The following is an 18089-nucleotide window of genomic DNA, read 5'->3' on the forward strand; positions in this document are numbered from 1 at the left end:
AGCCGGGGGGAGGGGGCGCTCGCGCCCCCTCTGGCCCTTAAGGGCCATTCACCCCCGAGGATATTTGGGCCGAAAAGAAAGCAGGCTTTAGCCGATTTCACCCAGACGGGTGAGGGCGGCGTTCAGCTTGGCGATTTCTTCTTCGCCCAAGGCCAGCTTTTCGCGGGTATCTTCGACCACTTCGGGCTTGGCGCTTTCGACGAATTTGGGGTTGTTCAGCCGTCCGCGCAGCCCGCCCATATCCTTTTCCAGCTTTTCCAAGGCTTTGGAGAGGCGGGCCTTTTCTTCGGCCACGTCGATCAGCCCTTCGAGCGGGATGGCGAAAGTGGCACCTTCGGCGGCAACGGTGATGGCCCCTTTGGGCACCTCTGCGGCCTCGGTCGCGGTTTCAATGCGGGCGAGGCGGAAGATCAGCGCCTCATTCGCGGCGAAGGCGGCTTTGGCCTGTGTGTCCAGCCCGACCATCAGCAGATCGACCTTGAGGCCCGCAGGCACATGCATTTGCGCGCGGGCGGAGCGGATATCGTCGATCAGCCCGGTGACCCAGTTCATTTCGCGCATGGCGTCAGCGTCGATCAGGTCTTCGCCATAGGTCGGCCAATCGGCATGGACCAAAGGTTTGGCGCGGGTGCCGGTGGTGGACCAGAGTTCTTCGGTGATGAAGGGCATGATGGGGTGCAGCAGGATCATGCATTGATCCAGCACCCAAGCCATGGTTTTGCGGGTTTCCTCTGCCTCATCGCCGTCAAACAGGGGTTTGGCGAATTCGACATACCAATCACAGACCTTGCCCCAGACAAAGGCGTAAAGCGCGTTGGCGGCATCGTTGAATTTGTAATCGGTGAGAGCGGCGTCCACCTCGGCGCGGGTTTTGGCGGCCTCGGAGATGATCCAGCGGTTCACGCGGGCCTGTGCCGCGGGGGGGGCGCTGGTTTTATGCCCTTCCCAGACGCCGTTCATTTCGGCAAAGCGGCAGGCGTTCCACAGCTTGGTGGTGAAGTTGCGATAGCCCTTGATGCGGTCTTCGGAGAGTTTCAGCACGCCGCCCAAAGCCGCCATTTGCGCCATGGTAAAGCGCAGCGCATCGGCACCGTATTCATCGACGATGACCAGCGGGTCGATGACATTGCCACGGGTTTTCGACATCTTCTCACCCTTCTCGTCGCGGACGAGCTGGTGAAGGTAGACGGTATCGAAGGGTTCCTTGCCCACCACAGCAAGCTGCATCATCATCATGCGGGCGACCCAGAAGAACAGGATATCCTGACCGGTGACGAGGACGTTGGTGGGGAAATATTTCTGCAATTCCGGGGTGTTGTTGGGCCATCCTAATGTCCCTATGGGCCAGAGACCGGAGGAGAACCATGTGTCGAGGACATCGGGGTCGCGGGTCAATGATTTACCTGGAGCCATGGCCTGCGCCTCGGCTTCGGTCGCTGCACAGTATTGGTTGCCGTCCGCATCGAACCAAACCGGAATCTGATGCCCCCACCACAGTTGCCGCGAGATGCACCATGGCTCGATATTTTCCAGCCAGTGGAAATACACCTTCTCGCCGCTTTCCGGCATGATTTTGGTGCGGCCCGTCCGCACGGCATCCAGCGCGGGTTCCACGATTTTGGCGGTATCGACGAACCATTGGTCGGTCAGCATCGGCTCGATCACCACTTTGGAGCGGTCGCCGAAGGGCTGCATGATGGGTTTGTCCTCGACGAAGGGAATTTTTTCCAGATGTTCGGAATTGGTTTCCGGGTCGATGGATTTGACCAGTTTGGTCACGGCGAGGCCTTCGCGGGTGATATCGGCGATGACGCGTTTGCGGGCTTCGAACCGGTCCAGCCCGCGGTATTCCTCGGGGACAAGGTTCATCGCGGCGATCTTGGCCTCGTCAAACCCTTCGGTGCCATTGGCGATGGCCTGCGCGGTGGCGGCTTCCTCCACATAGGGGCGGCCATCGGCGCGCATGGCACCCTTTGTGTCCATCAGCGAATACATCGGGATGTTGTTGCGCTTGGCGACTTGGTAGTCGTTGAAGTCATGCGCACCGGTGATTTTCACGGCACCGGAGCCGAAGTTTTTGTCGGGGTATTCATCGGTAATGATCGGGATCAGGCGGCGCTGCGCCTTGGGGCCAATCGGAATTTCGCAAAGTTTTCCGACGATTGGCGCGTAACGTTCATCTGATGGATGAACAGCCACCGCGCCGTCACCCAGCATGGTTTCAGGACGTGTGGTGGCGATGGAGATATAGTCGCGCGTTTCCCGCAGCGTTACATTGCCGTCTTCATCCCGTTCGACATATTCATAGGTCTCGCCGCCAGCGAGCGGGTATTTGAAATGCCACATATGGCCCGCGACTTCGATATTCTCGACCTCCAGATCGGAAATCGCGGTTTCGAAATGGGGGTCCCAGTTGACCAGCCGCTTGCCGCGATAGATCAGGCCCTTGTTATACATATCCACGAAAACCTTGATCACGGCATCGTGGAAACCTTCGTCCATGGTGAAGGCGTTTCGCTCCCAGTCGCAAGAGGCACCGAGGCGCTTTAGCTGGTTGATGATGGTATCACCGGAGTCCTGTTTCCATTCCCACACTTTTTCCAGAAAGGCGGGGCGGCCCATGTCAACGCGCTTGGGCAGGCCCGCGGCGGCCATCTGGCGTTCCACGACCAATTGTGTCGCGATGCCGGCATGGTCCTGCCCCGGTTGCCACAGCGTGTCATAGCCTTGCATACGCTTCCAGCGGATCAGAATATCCTGAATGGTGTTGTTGAAGGCATGGCCGACATGCAGCGAACCGGTGACATTCGGCGGCGGGATCATGATGCAGAAGGTTTCGTCTTTCGACGCATTGGCCCCCGCACGAAAAGCGCCATCCGCCTCCCATTTGGCGGAAATGCGGGCTTCGGCCTCGGCGGCGTTGAAGGTTTTTTCCATCGGCATCACGATATCCCCTGATTTCTTGACCGGGGTTTTAACCTGCCTGACAGGGGAGGGAAAGCGGCAGTTTGCCGGGCCTTTGCCTGCGCCTTGGGTCAGATGGCGCGGTCGATCTTGGTGGACAGGTGGATCAGGCTTTCCGACGATCGCACCCCGGTCATGGAGCCGATTTCATCCAGCACCTGATCCAGAACCTGCGTGTTCGGTGCTGCGATTTGCAGCAGAAAGTCAAAGCGGCCCGAGGTGGTGATGACGCGTTCCACCTCGGCGATGGATTTCAGCCGGGTCAGGCAAGCGGCTTGGGTGCGGGGTTCAATCGTCAGCAGGACAGAGGCGCGCAAGCGGTCCTGCCGCCCGGCCTCCCCCAGTTTCACGGTATAGCCCGCGATGGTGCCATTGGTTTCCAGCCGTTCCAGCCGCGCTTGAATGGTCGACCGCGCCACCTTTAGCCGCCGCGCCAATGTCGCCACCGAAATGCGCGCATCGGCCCCCAGCAACGCAAGAACCTTTCGATCCAGCTCATCCATACAATATGCCTTGTTGTTTCGTCATTATAACGACGATTTACTACATTTATGTGGTTTTGTCCGGTGAAAATGTGCCCCACATACACAATCCTTGTTTTCAGGAAAAGGGCGGCTCATACGCACCTGGCCTGGTTTTTAGATGAACCACGCAGGCCCCTGAGAACCCCCATCGCGAAGTGGGGCGGTGCCTGCGCCCCTGCCTTGCGGAAAGGAAACGCTGATGGGACTCTCGAAAACAATCTGGACCAATCCGACGGAATACCTGACGACACAAAAGCCGGAAAACCCGGTTTTGTTCTTTGCGCCCAGTGTGTTGCAAGGCATGGCGCGCAAGTTTATCGACAGCTTTCCGGGCATGGTGACCTATGCGGTCAAGTCCAACCCGATGGAAGAAGTGATCGAGAATCTGTCCTCGGCCGGGTTGCGCGGCTTTGATGTGGCCTCGCCCTTCGAGATGCGGCTGATCAAGCGTTTGGCCCCCGATGCGGCACTCCATTACAACAACCCCGTCCGTTCGCCCGCAGAGATTGCGGTGGCGGTGGAATTGGGCGTGAAATCCTATTCGGTTGATTCTGCCTCGGAATTGGCCAAGCTGATCAAGCATGTCCCGGCAGAGGGCACCGAGATTACCGTGCGCTTCAAGCTGCCGGTTGGCGGGGCTGCCTATAACTTCGGCGCGAAATTCGGGGCCACGGCAGAGCTGGCGGTGGAACTGCTGCGCGTGGTGGCGGATGCGGGCTTTGTGCCCTCGCTGACCTTCCATCCAGGCACGCAATGCACCGAGCCTGCGGCATGGGAAAGCTATATCCGCAAAGCGGCAGAGATTGCCGAAGAAGCAGGGGTGACGATTGCGCGGCTGAACGTGGGTGGCGGCTTTCCGAACCACCGGTTGAACGCCGTGACCCCCGATCTGGACGCGATTTTTGAGATGATCGACCGCGTGGCGACCGAAGCCTTTGGCGATGCGCGCCCGCTTTTGGTGTGTGAGCCGGGCCGCGGCCTGTGCGGCGATGCGTTCAGCGTGGCAACCCGCGTGAAGGCGCTGCGCGACGATACCCATGTGTTCCTGAACGACGGGGTTTACGGGTCGCTGACCGAATTGCCGATGATCGGTGTGATCGACCGGACCGAGGTGAAATCGCCCGAAGGCGTGCTGCGCACAGGGGAACCTGTGGCCCGCATCGTCTTTGGCCCGACCTGCGATTCCGTAGACCGTTTGCCGGGTGAGTTGATGTTGCCCGAGGATCTGACCGAAGGCGATTATGTGCTGTTCCACGGCATGGGTGCCTATTCCACCGTCACCAACACCCGCTTCAACGGTTTTGGGGAATTGGGTATGGAAACCGTGCTGAACCTGCACGCCTGACCCGCGGCCCCCATTGCGAAAATGCTTTTGCCCCCCGGCTGGACAAACCCCGCCGGGGGGTTACTCTTTGGTCAAAGCGGAAAGCGGGGGGCGGCGATGAAATTCGGGAATGCGCAAGGCGTGGGGCGGCTGGAGGATATTCGGCTGCTGACGGGCGCAGGGCGCTATGTTGATGATATCGCCCCCAAAGAGGCGCTGCATGCCTTGTTCTTCCGCTCTCCGGTCGCGCATGCGGCGATTGACGCGCTGGACCTTGCGGCGGCAGAGGCGGCGCCGGGGGTGCGCCTGATCCTGACCGCAGACCGTTTGTCGGCGGCAGGTGTCAGCCTTGGCATGAACGGCGTTGCGGTGCGCAATCAGGACGGAACGCGCGGGGCCATGCCCGAACGCCCGCTGCTGGCCAAAGCTGTGCTGCGCCATGTCGGTGAGGCGGTGGCGATGATCGTGGCCGACACGCTGAACGCGGCGCGCGATGCGGCAGAGATGATCGGGTTGGAGTATAGCGACCTGCCGGTGAAGCTGGATCTGGCGCCGGGCGGGGCCGTGGTGCATCCAGAGGCCCCGGACAACCGCGCCTATGACTGGGCGATGGGCGATGCCGCGCAGGTCGAGGCGGCGCTGGCGGCCTCCGCCCATCGGGTCGTGCATGAGGTGGTGCATAACCGCGTCATCGTCAACACGATGGAGCCGCGCGTGGCCTTTGCCGAATGGGATGGCGCGCGGCTGCATCTGTGTTTCAGCGGCCAAGGCGTCTGGGTGCAAAAGGGCGAGTTGGCGCGGATGCTGGCGCTGGACCCTGCGGCGGTGCGGGTGACGAACCCCGATGTTGGCGGCGGCTTTGGCATGAAGGCGATGACCTATCCCGAATATACTTGCCTTGCGGCGGCGGCGCGGATGCTGGGCCGGCCCGTGCGCTGGGTATCGGAACGCACCGAGGCGATGCTGTCGGATAATGGCGCGCGCGATCTGGTAGTGCGCACCGAACTGGGCTTTGACGCCGATCACCGCATCACCGCTTACCGCGCGGATGTCACCTCGAACATGGGGGCCTATAACGCGCAATTCGCGCAGGCCATCCAGTCAGAGCTGTTTTCCAAGGTGTTTACCGGCTGCTATGATATTCAGACAGCGTTGTTGACCGCGCAAGGCATTTACACCCATACGACCCCGCTGGATGCCTATCGCGGCGCGGGGCGGCCCGAGGCGATCATGACGCTGGAATGTGCGATGGACAATGCCGCGCGGGTGCTGGGGCTGGACCCGTTTGCGCTGCGGGCGCGCAATTTCGTGCGGGCGTTTCCCTATAAGATGATCAACGGGCTGACGATTGATGTGGGCGATTTTACCCGTGTTCTGAATCGCTTGCAGGCCGAGGCTGATCTGCAAGGTTATGCCGCGCGGCAGGCACGGTCGGCGGCCAAGGGGCTGACGCGCGGGCGCGGGCTGGCCTGCTATATCGAAAGCATCCTTGGCAGCCCGACCGAAGCCGCGCAAATCGTCTATGAGGCCGATGGCACGGTGACGCTGTTCGTCGGCACCCAATCCAACGGTCAAGGGCATGAGACGGTTTACACCGCGATGCTGGCGGAACAGACCGGAATTGATCCGGGCCTGATACGCGTGGTGCAGGGTGACAGCGACAGAATCGCCAAGGGCGGCGGCACCGGGGGCTCGCGCTCTGTCACCGTGCAGGGCACCGCGATGCGGGCCGTAGTGGCGCAGATGATCCCGGCTTTTGCGGCGTTTCTGCAAGGTGAGCTGGGCGCAGGCGTCGCCTTTGACGATGGCCGCTTTGGCGCGCCGGGGTCCAACCTGCGGCTGACGCTGATCGAAGCGGCGGAGCGGGCGCGGGCAGCCGGGCGCGAGGATTTGCTGTCGCACCGCGAAACCATCACGCTGGAGGCAGGCAGCTTTCCCAATGGCGCGCATCTGGCCGAGGTGGAGTTGGACCCCGAAACCGGGCATCTCCGGCTGGATCGCTATGTCGTGGTCGATGATTTCGGCAATATGATCAACCCCGCGCTGGTTGCAGGGCAGGTGCATGGCGGCGTGGCGCAGGGCTTTGGCCAAGCCGTGATGGAAAACGCGGTGTTTGATGACTTTGGCCAACTCCTCACAGCAAGTTTCATGGATTATGCGATGCCGCGCGCGCAAGATCTGCCCATGATTCAGTTTGCCACCGAACCCGTGCCATCGACCACCAACCCGCTGGGCATGAAAGGCTGCGGCGAGGCGGGGACTGTCGGTTCACTCGGCGCGATTTCGAATGCGGTGTCGGATGCGATGGCGCAACATGGGGTCAGCAAAATTCAGATGCCGTTTACGCCTTCCCGTGTATGGTCATGGTTAAAGGCAACGGTTCGGGATGGAGGGGACGCTGACAATCTTTAATCGCCTTCGGTCTTGGTTGCGCAGCACGCCTGCCGTCGTGACTGATGCGCCTGCGCAGGATGCCGTGTCGCGGCGTGGTGCGGTGGATCATATCATCATCCTCGATGGCACCTTATCCTCGTTGGAACCGGGCTATGAAACCAATGCGGGGCTGGTGTTCAAGCTGCTGTGCGATTCCGGGCCAAGGTTGCAGCGGCGGCTGTATTACGAACCGGGCGTGCAATGGGTGGATTGGGCGCAGCTTGCCGATGTGGCGCAAGGGCGCGGCATCAACCGGCAAATCCGGCGGGCCTATGGCTATCTGGCCAGCCATTACATGCCCGGCGACCGGATTTACCTGTTGGGCTATTCGCGCGGGGCCTATGCCGTGCGGTCGCTTGCCGGGGCGATTGATCAGGTGGGGCTGCTGAAGCGTGATTGTGCCACCGAACGCAATGTGCAGCTTGCTTACCGCCATTATCAGCTTGATCCGCAGGGCCATGCCGCCAAAGCCTTCGCGCGGGAATTCTGTCACCCCACCGTCCCGATTGAGATGGTCGGCGTCTGGGATACGGTAAAGGCGCTGGGGATGCGGTTGCCCTTCTTGTGGATGCTGACCGAGCATGAACACGCCTTTCACAACCACGCGCTGGGCCATTCCATCAAACACGGCTTTCACGCGCTGGCAATGAATGAGACGCGGGTGGTGTTTGATCCCGTGCTTTGGACCTGTCCACCGAATTGGGCCGGGAATGTGGAACAGGTCTGGTTTCGGGGGGCCCATGCCGATGTGGGCGGGCAAATCGGCAATTACAAAAAGGCGCGGCCTTTGGCGAATATCCCGCTGGTCTGGATGCTGGAGCGGATGGAGGCTTGTGGCATGCAATTACCTAAAGGCTGGCAGGCGCGGTTTCCCTGCGACCCGGATGCGCCGATGGTGGGCACTTGGCGCGGCTTTGGTGCGGTGTTTTTGTTGCGCAAGCGCCGCCGGATCGGGCGCGACCCGTCGGAGCATTTGCACCCCACCGCTTTGCTGCGCCGCTCTCGCTTTGGCCGAACGCCCAAGATCGTGTCGGGAAATCTGCGCCAGCCCTAAGGCGCGTCAGCCCCCCAGAATGATGCAGGTGGTGGTGCCCGTCGCGTAAAGCTTGCCATCCGCCGCGCCGCGAATACTGGCATGGGCGGTGGCTGTGGTCCGGCCCGCATGGTCAAGGATGCCTTCGGCAATCACCTCGGTGTCAAGGGGCAGCGCGCGGGTCAGGTTTACCTTATATTCCAAGGTCGTATACCAACGCCCTTGCGGCACGGCCGTCATCACCGCGCAGCCCAAGGCACTGTCAAGCAAGGTGCCATACCAACCGCCATGCACTGCACCCACAGGGTTGGTATGGGCAAGGCCGGGGCTGCCGCGAAAACAGACGCGGCCCGGCGATACCTCTGCCAGATGGTAGCCCATAAGCTGCGCGATGGCCGGGTGGGGCACGTCATCGGCCAGCATCGCCTGCATGAAGGCAAGGCCGGACATCGACAAAAGCGTCTCGCGGCTGGGGATGTCGGCGGGGCTTTGGGCAAATCGGGGCATCGGTGCTCCTGTCTGGTCGCTGGGGCCAAGGTTCCACGCGCGGCGGGGCTTTGCAAGCCTGTGCCCGCGCGCCATGATGGCAAAACCTGACCGGAGATTTGCCAATGCGCCCCGTAACCCTTGCCGCCACCCAATTTGCCTGCTCGTGGGATTTGCCCGCCAATGCCGACAGTGCCGAAGCCTTGGTGCGCAAGGCCGCAGGGCAGGGCGCGCAGGTTATCCTGATCCAAGAGCTGTTCGCCACGCCCTATTTCTGCATCACGCAACGGCCCGAGTATTTCAAACTCGCAGCCCCGATGGCGGGCCATCCGCTGATCGCGCGCTTTGCCGATCTGGCGCGGGAATTGGGGGTGGTGCTGCCGCTGTCATATTTCGAAAAGGCCGGGCAGGCGCATTTCAATGCACTGGCGATGATTGATGCCGATGGGCGCGTGCTGGGCAATTACCGCAAAAGCCATATTCCGCAGGGTCCGGGCTATGAGGAGAAGTTTTATTTCAGCCCCGGCGATACGGGGTTTCGGGTGTGGGATACGGCCTTTGGCCGCATCGGTGTGGGCATTTGCTGGGATCAATGGTTCGCCGAGGCAGCACGGGCCATGGCCTTGATGGGGGCCGAGATGTTGCTTTACCCCACCGCCATCGGATCAGAACCCGCCAGCCCCGGATATGACAGCCAGCCGCATTGGGACATGGTGATGCGGGGCCATGCGGCGGGTAATATCCTGCCGGTCATGGCCTCCAACCGCATCGGGCAAGAGGTGGCCCCCGAAGGCGTTGCCGTGGATTTCTATGGCTCATCCTTCATCGCGGATCATCAGGGCCAGCATCTGGCACAGGCCAGCCGCAACCGCGAAGAGGTGATTACCGCGACGATTGATCTGGCGGCGGTGGCGGCGTTGCGCGAAAGCTGGGGGATTTTCCGTGATCGCCGTCCGGCCCTGTATGGCCGCCTGAACGGGTTGGACGGCACGTGAAAACGGCGGCCCGATGGACCGCCGTTTTGTAGTTTTGCCATAGGCTTAGCGCTTGTCGACCGGAACGTAATCGCGATAGGGCTCACCGATATAGAGCTGACGCGGACGCCCGATTTTCTGGGTGGGGTCGCCGATCATTTCCTTCCACTGCGAAATCCAGCCCACGGTGCGCGACAGCGCAAAGATCGGGGTGAACATCGAGGTCGGGAAGCCCATCGCATCCAGAATGATGCCGGAATAGAAATCGACGTTCGGATACAGCTTTTTAGAGATGAAATACTCATCCTCCAGCGCGATCCGCTCCAATTCCTTGGCGACTTGCAGGGTGGGGTTGTTATGGATGCCCATCAGTTCCAGCACTTCGTCGGCGCTTTCCTTCATCACGGTCGCGCGCGGGTCGAAGTTTTTGTAAACACGGTGGCCAAAGCCCATCAGGCGGAAGGGGTCATCCTTATCCTTGGCGCGGGCGATGAATTCTGGAATGCGATCCACGGTGCCAATTTCGCGCAGCATTTCAAGGCAGGCTTGGTTTGCGCCACCATGCGCCGGGCCCCAAAGGCAGGCAATCCCCGCCGCGATGCAGGCAAAGGGGTTCGCGCCCGAAGACCCTGCCAGACGCACGGTCGAGGTGGAGGCGTTCTGTTCATGGTCGGCATGCAGCATCATGATCCGGTCCATTGCCTTGGCGAGGATCGGGTCCACCTTGTATTCCTCGCAGGGAACGGCAAAGCACATATGCAGGAAGTTTGACGCGTAATTCAGGGAATTCTTTGGATAGACGAAGGGTTGGCCGACCGAATATTTATAGGCCATGGCCGCGATGGTGGGCAGTTTGGCGATCATGCGGATGGCGGCAACTTCGCGCTGCCATGGGTCGTTGATGTCAAGGCTGTCGTGGTAAAACGCCGACATCGCGCCGACAACGCCCACCATGGTTGCCATCGGGTGGCTGTCCCGGCGGAAGCCCCGGAAGAAGTTGTGCATCTGTTCATGCACCATGGTGTGATTGGTAACGCGATGCTCAAAATCCAGCATCTCAGCCTTGTTCGGCAGTTCCCCGAACAACAGCAGGTAGCAGACTTCAAGGAAATGCGACTGCTGGGCCAATTGGTCAATCGGGTAGCCCCGGTGCAGCAATTCGCCCTTGTCACCGTCGATGAACGTGATCGCGCTTTCGCATGCGGCGGTAGAGGTGAAGCCGGGATCATAGGTGAAAATATCGGCCTGCGCATAAAGCTTGCCGATATCAACGACATCCGGGCCGAGGGTGGGCGAGCGCATTGGCAGATCAATGGATTTATCGCCGAAGGTTAACTTTGCCGTTCCCGTTGTGTCTGCCATGATCATCCCTCTTTTCGGTTGACGCCCTGCGCTGGTTGCGCGGGGCGGAAATTCAGTATCCCTCAGCGGGGGGTCGGCGCCGATTGGCAGGTCCGCATCGCTCAACCAGCGGCGGCATCTTCCAAACGGGCGACAGACTCATCCCGGCCCAATACAAGCAACATATCGTAAACGCTGGGTGTCGCGCTGCGTCCGGCCAGGGCTGCACGCAAGGGGGCGGCCAGTTTCCCGAAACCTATGCCATGGGCGGCGGCTGCCTCGGTTAAAATCGGCTCCAGCATTTCCTTGGTCCACGTAGCAGTTTGCAACTGCGGCGTCAATGATTTCAGTATACCACGGGATACTGTATCAAGCGCCTTTGCTGCCGCCTCATCCGGCACCACGGGGCGCGAATTCAGCGCAAATTCTGCTTTTTCAATAAGTTCCGGGAACTTCTTGGCACGGTCCTTGAGGCAATACATGGCGCGTGACAGGTTGTCACGCTGCCAATCCGTCAGGGGGGCTGCACCGGCCGCTTGCAAATATGCCTCCAATTCATGCAGCAGCGCAGCATCATCACTTGCTGCAATATGCTGACCGCACAGGTTTTCCAGTTTCTTGAAGTCGAGCCGGGCCGGGGCGCGGCCGATTCCCTCCAGATTGAACCACTCTTTTGCCTGCTCAGTCGTAAAGAATTCGTCATCGCCATGGCTCCAACCCAGCCGGGTCAGATAATTTCGCATCCCCGCCGCCGGAAAGCCCATGATCTGATATTCCTCGACCCCGGTGGCACCGTGGCGCTTGGAGAGTTTCTTGCCATCCGGCCCGAAAATCAGCGGAATATGCGCCCAGACCGGAATCTCCCAGCCCATCGCATCGTAAACCATGGTCTGCCGCGCGGCGTTCTGCAAATGGTCATCGCCCCGGATCACATGGGTCACGCCCATATCGTGATCATCCACCACCACCGCCAGCATATAGGTCGGCGTGCCGTCAGAGCGCAGGACGATCATGTCATCCAGCAGATCGTTGCGGAACGTTACCGTGCCCTGAACAGCATCTTCGATCACCGTTTCGCCGGTCTGCGGCGCTTTCATACGGATCACATAGGGCGCGTCGGGGTGGGTCGCGGGATCGGCATCGCGCCACGGGCTGCGGTAAAGGGTCGAGCGTTTCTCGGCCGTGGCCGCCTCGCGGAAGGCTTCGATTTCCTCTTGCGTGGCAAAGCATTTATAGGCGGCACCTCGCGCCAGCATCTCATGCGCCACCTCGGCATGGCGGTCTTTTTGGTCAAACTGGCTGACCGCTTCGCCATCCCAATCAAGGCCCAGCCATGTCATGCCGCGCAAAATCGCGTCAGTCGCCTCGGGGGTGGAGCGTTCGCGGTCGGTATCTTCAATCCGCAGCAGGAATTTCCCGCCACGTCCGCGCGCAAACAGCCAGTTGAACAGCGCGGTCCGGGCCGTCCCGATATGCATGTAGCCCGTGGGCGAGGGGGCGATGCGGGTGACAACGGGGCGCGCAGCAGTCATGGGGAATTAACCTTTCAGAAACCAAGTCAGAGGTAGGGTTGCCCTCGTGTCTAGGCAATCGCGGGGTCGGAAACAAGGTGGGCAGGGTGATCGCATGGGCCCGGATGCCGCTTCTCGCGCTGGCAGAGGCGCGGGGCATCCTGTTTGCATGGGTGCCGGTGCTGATCGCCATGGGCATCGGCATCTGGTTTGCGCTGCCGCAGGAACCGGTGCCGTGGCATTATGCGGCGCTGGCGGCGGCGTTCTGCGCGGGGCTGGCGTTGCATCGCTGGGGGCCAGAGATGGCGCAACCCTTTGTCGTGGTCTGTCTGTGCGTTCTGCTGGGGGTGCTGGCCGCCGGGGCGCGGGCGCATTGGGTAGAGGCGCCGATCCTTGGCTTTCGCTATTACGGCGCGGTGGAGGGGCGGATTATTCTGGTCGACCGTTCCCAATCCGACCAGATCAGGCTGACGCTGGACCGCGTGGTGCTGGAACGCACAGCGCCAGAGCGTTTGCCAGAACGGGTGCGGATTTCGCTGCATGGCACCCAAGGGTTTTTCACGCCCGAACCGGGGCAAACGATTCTTGCAACTGCGCATCTTTCTGCCCCCGAAGGCCCGGTGGAGCCGGGGGCCTTTGATTTCCGCCGTATGGCGTTTTTTGATCGGCTTGGGGGCGTGGGTTATACGCGGGTGCCTGTGTTGATGCTGGCCCCGCCGGAACCCGGCGCGCAATGGATCAACCGCTTTCGCGCCCATCTGCGCCACGCGGTAGAGGCGCGGATTGCAGGCGATCCGGGGGCTTTTGCCGCCGCTTTGGTCACTGGGGATCGTGCCGGGATAAGCCGTGTCGCGCAAGACAACCTGCGCGCGGCGAACCTTGCGCATTTGCTGGCGATTTCGGGGCTGCATATGGCCTTGCTGACCGGTTTTGTCTTTGCCACGTTGCGCTATGGGCTGGCGCTGCTGCCAGTCGTTGCGCTGCGGGTGAATACGAAGAAGCTGGCGGCGGGCTGTGCCTTGGGGGCGGGGGCGTTCTATCTGGCTTTGTCGGGCGGCAATGTGGCGACCGAACGCGCCTTTGTCATGGTGGCGGTGATGCTGGGCGCGGTGCTGTTTGACCGGCGGGCGCTCTCCTTGCGGTCGGTCGCGCTGGCAGCGTGTGTGCTGCTTTTGGCCCAGCCCGAAACGCTGTTGGAACCGGGGTTTCAGATGTCCTTCGCGGCCACGGTGGCCTTGATTGCAGGCTATTCGGCCTTGCGTGGGCGCGTGCAGGCCCACCGCTTTCCGGCTTGGGCAACCGCGGCGGGGACTGTTGTGTTTACCTCTTTCCTGGCGGGCATGGCGACGGCCCCGGTGGCGGCGGCACATTTCAACCGGATTGCCGAATATGGCTTGCTTGCCAATGTCATCTCGGTGCCGGTGATGGGCCTTGCGGTGATGCCTGCGGCGGTGCTGGCGGCGCTGCTGTCGCCCTTCGGGCTTGAGGGGCCTGCGCTGTGGGTGATGGGGCAGGGCACGGAATGGATTTTATGGGTGGCTGAAACGGTTGCGGGCTGGGAAGGCGCAGTGCGGGCGGTGCCAAGTCCGCAGGCGGCGGTGCTGCCGGTCATGGCGCTTGGTGCGCTGTGGTTGATCTTGTGGCGCGGGCCGGTGCGATTTGCCGGGCTGGCCCCGATGGCTGTGGCCTTTGTTCTTTGGGCGCAACAAGAGCGCCCGCCGATCCTGGTCAGCGCGGATGGTGGCTTGATCGGGGTCAGCCTTGGCCAAGGCCGGGTGCTTTCGGTTGAGAAAGGGGCCGGGTTCACCGCGCGGCAGTGGTTGGAAAACGACGGGGATATGGCGGATCAAGCGGGGGCGGCGGCGCGCGCAGGGTTTGAGGGGAAAGCAGGGCTGCGCCACATCGGTTTTGCCGGCTGGCAGATTGCCCATCTGAAGGGAAAAGCGGGGTTGGCCCAGTTGGACAAGGCCTGTGCGCAGGCCGATCTGGTCATTCTTGGCGCGCGGGCTGAAGGGGCGCCGCCCGCGGGGTGCCAGATAATAGACGCAGGCAAGCTGCGCCAGACCGGGCCACTCGCCCTATGGGCCGAGGAAGGAGGGCTGCTGCGGGCAGAGCCGACAAAGACGCAAAGCCGCATGTGGACGGGCACGCGCCATGCCGCACGGTTTTACATTTCGCGCCCAGAGGCACGGCAGGCGGCAAAGCGGTAAGGCGAGCCTCCGCTGTCAGTAGCTGCGGATCAACCCGACCAGACGCCCTTGCACCTTGACCTGATGATCCGGCAGCACGCGGGTTTCATAGGCAGGGTTTTCCGCCTCCAGCGCGATCATGTTGCCACGGCGGCGAAAGCGTTTCAGCGTGGCTTCGGAATCATCGACCAAGGCCACCACGATATCCCCATTCTCGGCCGTGGTCTGTTCGCGGATGACGACGATATCGCCGTCATTGATCCCGGCGTCGATCATCGAATCGCCCTTCACCTCCAGCGCGTAATGCTGGCCGCTGCCCGACAACATGGAGCTGGGAACTGCCATGTGATGCGACACGTCCTGTATCGCCTCAATCGGAACACCGGCTGCGATGCGGCCCATCACGGGCAGTTCAATCGCGTCCACCGCGCTGACAGGCATCGCGGATCTCGGTTGCGGAACCTTGTCGCCTTCGATGACCTTGGGCACGAAACCGGGGCGTTCCATCGCCTCGGGCAGTTTCACGATTTCAATCGCGCGGGCGCGATGGGCGAGGCGGCGGATGAAGCCACGCTCCTCCAATGCGGTGATCAGCCGGTGAATGCCGGATTTGGACCGCAGATCCAGCGCCTCTTTCATTTCGTCGAAAGACGGCGGAACGCCTTCGGCATCCATCCGAACCCGAATGAAATCCAGCAATTCCAACTGTTTGCGCGTAAGCATCGGCGATCCCCTTCCTGAAGGTTGCCTGCCTGTTCTGCCCATGTTCTTGGTTTGTGTCAAGCCTTTATGGCTAAATCGGCAAATAGGACACAAGGCTGCCCGCCGGTTGTGGCCCATCGGCGACAGGGCGCAGCAGCAGGGCATTGGCTTGTGCCAGCACGCCCAGCAACGCGGAATCCTGCCGCTCAAACGCCTGTATCTGCGGCGGCGCGCCGGGGGTGGCGGGGGGCGAGACTGTGGCGCGCATGTAATGGGCGCGGGGGCCGTTGGGGCCAAGCGGAGCGGCCAGAACGGCTTGGTGCATTTGCGGCGCTTCGGCGGGCAGGCCCAGCAGGACGCGCAGCATCGGCAACATGAAGATATGCCCGCAAACCACAGAAGACACAGGGTTTCCCGGCAGGCCCAGCATCGGCACTCCGCGCAGGCGGCCCGCCATCAGCGGCTTGCCGGGGCGCATCGCGATTTTGTAGAACGCGCGCTGCATCCCCATGTCTGCCGCGACTTTGCCAACCAGATCATGATCGCCGACCGAGGCCCCGCCGATGGTCACGATCAGATCGGCGCTGGTGGCCAAATCAAACACCGTGTGCAGGCTGGCCTCGGTGTCGCGGGCGATGGGCAGGATGCGGGCGATGCCGCCGGCTTCCTCGACCATGGCTTTCAGCGCGAAGGTGTTGGAGGCGATGATCTGATCGTCGCGCGGGCATTCGCCCGGCATCACCAGCTCATCCCCCGTGGCGATCAGTGCCACAACGGGGCGGCGGGTGACGTTCACGCTGGGCACATTCATCGCGGCCAGCAGCGCCAGATCGGCCGGGCGCAGACGGCGGGGAGAGAGCGCGTCGCCCTTGCGAAAATCCTGCCCTTTGGCGCGGATATGCAGCGCGCTGTCCATCCCGTCCCGCAGGGTGATGTGGTCTGCATCGCGGATCACGTCTTCTTGGATCACCACGCGCTCTGCCTCTGGTGGGACGGGCGCGCCGGTAAAGATGCGGATAGCCTGACCGGGGGTAAGCCTGCCGTGCCAGCCATGCCCGGCGCTGGCCTCGCCTACCACATCAAACACCGCGCCGGGGGCGGTGGGGCCGCAGGTGGCATAGCCATCCATCGCCGAGGCGACAAAGGGCGGCTGGTCACGGGTGGCAAGGGCAGGTGTGACCATCACGCGGCCATTGGCCTGCGCCAAAGCCACGCTTTCCGTGGCCAATGGCGAGACGAGCGCAAAGACCTGCGCCAGCGCCTCCTCGACCGAGATCATGGGGCAGCCTCATAGCGGCCGGATTTGCCACCCTCTTTCAGCAGCAGCTTGACAGCGGTGATTTCCATCGCCTTATCAACGGCTTTCACCATGTCATAGATGGTCAGGGCGGCCACGGAAACGGCAGTCAGCGCCTCCATTTCCACCCCGGTCTGGCCGCCGGTTTTCACTGTGGCCTCAATTACGATACCGGGCAGGCCTGGGTCTGCCCGCAGGTCAATCGCGACCTTGGTGATGGGCAAGGGGTGGCAAAGCGGGATCAGATCGGCGGTTTTCTTGGCCCCCATGATCCCTGCCAGCCGCGCAACCCCCAGCACATCGCCCTTGGCGGCGCGACCGTCGGTAATCATGGCCAGCGTTTCGGGGGCCATCTTCACCGACCCGCACGCCACCGCGATCCGCGCTGTCACCGGCTTGGCCGAGACATCAACCATATGGGCATGGCCCGCGGCGTCAAAATGCGTCAGCGGGTTTTCGGCCATTCACAGCCCCCCTTGGGTTGACGGCGGCTTGGCAAGGATCGCGCGGGTCGCGGCCTCGACATCGGGTTGGCGCATCAGGCTTTCCCCGATCAGGAAGCTGCGCGCGCCAAAACGGGCGACATCGGCCAGATCATCAGGCGTGAACAGCCCGGATTCCGAGATGATCATCCGATCCTCGGGCACGCGGCGGGCAAGTTGGCGCGTGGTTTCCAGCGTCACCTCAAAGGTGTGCAGATTGCGGTTGTTGATGCCGATCATCGGCGATTTCAGCAGCGCCGCGCGTTCCAGTTCCGGGGCGTCATGCACCTCGATCAGAACATCCATGCCCAGATCAAAGGCGGCGGATTCCAGTTCCTGCGCTTGGGCATCGGAGACCGAGGCCATGATGATCAGGATGCAATCGGCAGACAGCGCGCGCGCCTCCAGCACTTGATAGGGATCATACATGAAATCCTTGCGCAGGCAGGGCAATTCGGTCGCGTCATGGGCGGCGGTCAGAAAGGCGTCTGCCCCTTGGAAAGACGGGGTATCGGTCAGCACTGACAGGCAGGTCGCCCCCCCGGCCTGATAGGCGCGGGCCAAGGCGGGTGGGTCAAAATCCGGGCGGATCAAGCCTTTGGAAGGGCTGGCCTTTTTGATTTCGGCAATCAGGCCATAGCCTTGGGTAGAGGCCGCGCGCAGCGCCTCGCAAAACCCGCGCGGGGCCTCGGCTTCGGCGGCTTCGGCCTCCAGCGCCGCCAGCGATTTTGCGGCTTTGCGGGCGGCAACCTCTTCCAGCTTATAGGTTTTGATACGGTCTAGGATGGTGGACATGGTCAGGGCCGATCATCTTGGGTCATTGCATTTA

General features: G+C 61.9%; 14 protein-coding genes. 5 read left to right on the top strand and 9 right to left on the bottom strand.

Going from position 1 to position 18089, the window contains the following annotated elements; all coding sequences use genetic code 11:
• Positions 1-87: 87 nt before the first annotated feature.
• Together EGN72_RS12075 and EGN72_RS12080 are read right to left on the bottom strand one after the other, a co-directional pair.
• Positions 88-2943, bottom strand: a complete 2856-nt coding sequence (locus EGN72_RS12075) for a valine--tRNA ligase (RefSeq protein ID WP_127047894.1) — start codon at positions 2941-2943, stop codon at positions 88-90.
• Positions 2944-3035: 92 nt separating this feature from the next.
• Positions 3036-3467, bottom strand: a complete 432-nt coding sequence (locus tag EGN72_RS12080; protein ID WP_127047896.1) for an Lrp/AsnC family transcriptional regulator — start codon at positions 3465-3467, stop codon at positions 3036-3038.
• Positions 3468-3687: 220 nt separating this feature from the next.
• On the opposite strand from EGN72_RS12080, the gene EGN72_RS12085 reads away from it, so the two are divergent.
• From EGN72_RS12085 to EGN72_RS12095, 3 genes are all read left to right on the top strand, one after another.
• Complete coding sequence (locus EGN72_RS12085; protein ID WP_127047898.1) at positions 3688-4833, top strand: type III PLP-dependent enzyme; 1146 nt, start codon at positions 3688-3690, stop codon at positions 4831-4833.
• A gap of 96 nt (positions 4834-4929) precedes the next feature.
• A complete protein-coding gene (locus tag EGN72_RS12090) occupies positions 4930-7224 on the top strand; it encodes a xanthine dehydrogenase family protein molybdopterin-binding subunit (protein WP_127047900.1) in 2295 nt (764 codons plus the stop codon).
• Positions 7211-8299: a DUF2235 domain-containing protein gene (locus EGN72_RS12095; RefSeq protein ID WP_233587127.1), complete on the top strand. Its 1089-nt coding sequence runs from the start codon at positions 7211-7213 to the stop codon at positions 8297-8299. The genes EGN72_RS12090 and EGN72_RS12095 overlap by 14 nt, the downstream gene beginning before the upstream one ends.
• Before the next feature lie 6 nt (positions 8300-8305).
• Here the strand turns inward: EGN72_RS12095 and EGN72_RS12100 are convergent, their stop codons facing one another.
• Complete coding sequence (locus tag EGN72_RS12100; protein ID WP_127047904.1) at positions 8306-8785, bottom strand: PaaI family thioesterase; 480 nt, start codon at positions 8783-8785, stop codon at positions 8306-8308.
• 104 nt (positions 8786-8889) lie between these two features.
• Here EGN72_RS12100 and aguB point away from each other — a divergent pair, with 104 nt between their 5' ends.
• Complete coding sequence (gene aguB, locus EGN72_RS12105; RefSeq protein ID WP_127047906.1) at positions 8890-9759, top strand: N-carbamoylputrescine amidase; 870 nt, start codon at positions 8890-8892, stop codon at positions 9757-9759.
• A gap of 45 nt (positions 9760-9804) precedes the next feature.
• Here the strand turns inward: aguB and gltA are convergent, their stop codons facing one another.
• Both gltA and gltX read right to left on the bottom strand, forming a co-directional pair.
• The gene (gene gltA / locus EGN72_RS12110) at positions 9805-11100 is read right to left on the bottom strand and encodes a citrate synthase (RefSeq protein ID WP_127047908.1); all 1296 of its coding nucleotides are present in this window, start codon (positions 11098-11100) and stop codon (positions 9805-9807) included.
• Positions 11101-11201: 101 nt separating this feature from the next.
• Positions 11202-12611: a glutamate--tRNA ligase gene (gene gltX, locus EGN72_RS12115; protein WP_127047910.1), complete on the bottom strand. Its 1410-nt coding sequence runs from the start codon at positions 12609-12611 to the stop codon at positions 11202-11204.
• A 104-nt stretch (positions 12612-12715) separates the two neighbouring features.
• Here gltX and EGN72_RS12120 point away from each other — a divergent pair, with 104 nt between their 5' ends.
• Complete coding sequence (locus EGN72_RS12120; RefSeq protein WP_127047992.1) at positions 12716-14800, top strand: ComEC/Rec2 family competence protein; 2085 nt, start codon at positions 12716-12718, stop codon at positions 14798-14800.
• A 15-nt stretch (positions 14801-14815) separates the two neighbouring features.
• Here the strand turns inward: EGN72_RS12120 and lexA are convergent, their stop codons facing one another.
• From lexA to trpC, 4 genes are all read right to left on the bottom strand, one after another.
• A complete protein-coding gene (gene lexA, locus EGN72_RS12125) occupies positions 14816-15502 on the bottom strand; it encodes a transcriptional repressor LexA (RefSeq protein WP_127047911.1) in 687 nt (228 codons plus the stop codon).
• Between the two features lie 70 nt (positions 15503-15572).
• Positions 15573-16760 carry a molybdopterin molybdotransferase MoeA gene (locus tag EGN72_RS12130; RefSeq protein WP_127047913.1) on the bottom strand — a complete coding sequence of 396 codons (1188 nt, stop codon included), beginning with the start codon at positions 16758-16760 and terminating at the stop codon, positions 15573-15575.
• On the bottom strand, positions 16757-17242 hold the full coding sequence (gene moaC / locus EGN72_RS12135; protein WP_127047915.1) for a cyclic pyranopterin monophosphate synthase MoaC: 486 nt from the start codon (positions 17240-17242) through the stop codon (positions 16757-16759). Before moaC ends, EGN72_RS12130 begins: the two co-directional genes overlap by 4 nt.
• Positions 17243-18055, bottom strand: coding sequence for an indole-3-glycerol phosphate synthase TrpC (gene trpC, locus EGN72_RS12140; protein ID WP_127047917.1), 813 nt, complete (start codon positions 18053-18055; stop codon positions 17243-17245).
• Positions 18056-18089 lie beyond the last annotated feature (34 nt).

Source organism: Pseudorhodobacter sp. E13, from assembly GCF_003991405.1.
Lineage (GTDB): Bacteria > Pseudomonadota > Alphaproteobacteria > Rhodobacterales > Rhodobacteraceae > Pseudorhodobacter.

Bases quoted from the DNA above. Each gene is read 5' to 3' on its own strand.
- aguB (WP_127047906.1), top strand. From the start codon at position 8,890: ATGCGCCCCGTAACCCTTGCCGCCACCCAATTTGCCTGCTCGTGGGAT.
- moaC (WP_127047915.1), bottom strand. From the start codon at position 17,242: ATGGCCGAAAACCCGCTGACGCATTTTGACGCCGCGGGCCATGCCCAT.
- gltA (WP_127047908.1), bottom strand. From the start codon at position 11,100: ATGGCAGACACAACGGGAACGGCAAAGTTAACCTTCGGCGATAAATCC.
- EGN72_RS12100 (WP_127047904.1), bottom strand. From the start codon at position 8,785: ATGCCCCGATTTGCCCAAAGCCCCGCCGACATCCCCAGCCGCGAGACG.
- EGN72_RS12130 (WP_127047913.1), bottom strand. From the start codon at position 16,760: ATGATCTCGGTCGAGGAGGCGCTGGCGCAGGTCTTTGCGCTCGTCTCG.
- EGN72_RS12085 (WP_127047898.1), top strand. From the start codon at position 3,688: ATGGGACTCTCGAAAACAATCTGGACCAATCCGACGGAATACCTGACG.
- trpC (WP_127047917.1), bottom strand. From the start codon at position 18,055: ATGTCCACCATCCTAGACCGTATCAAAACCTATAAGCTGGAAGAGGTT.
- EGN72_RS12090 (WP_127047900.1), top strand. From the start codon at position 4,930: ATGAAATTCGGGAATGCGCAAGGCGTGGGGCGGCTGGAGGATATTCGG.
- EGN72_RS12075 (WP_127047894.1), bottom strand. From the start codon at position 2,943: ATGCCGATGGAAAAAACCTTCAACGCCGCCGAGGCCGAAGCCCGCATT.
- EGN72_RS12080 (WP_127047896.1), bottom strand. From the start codon at position 3,467: ATGGATGAGCTGGATCGAAAGGTTCTTGCGTTGCTGGGGGCCGATGCG.
- gltX (WP_127047910.1), bottom strand. From the start codon at position 12,611: ATGACTGCTGCGCGCCCCGTTGTCACCCGCATCGCCCCCTCGCCCACG.
- lexA (WP_127047911.1), bottom strand. From the start codon at position 15,502: ATGCTTACGCGCAAACAGTTGGAATTGCTGGATTTCATTCGGGTTCGG.
- EGN72_RS12120 (WP_127047992.1), top strand. From the start codon at position 12,716: ATGCCGCTTCTCGCGCTGGCAGAGGCGCGGGGCATCCTGTTTGCATGG.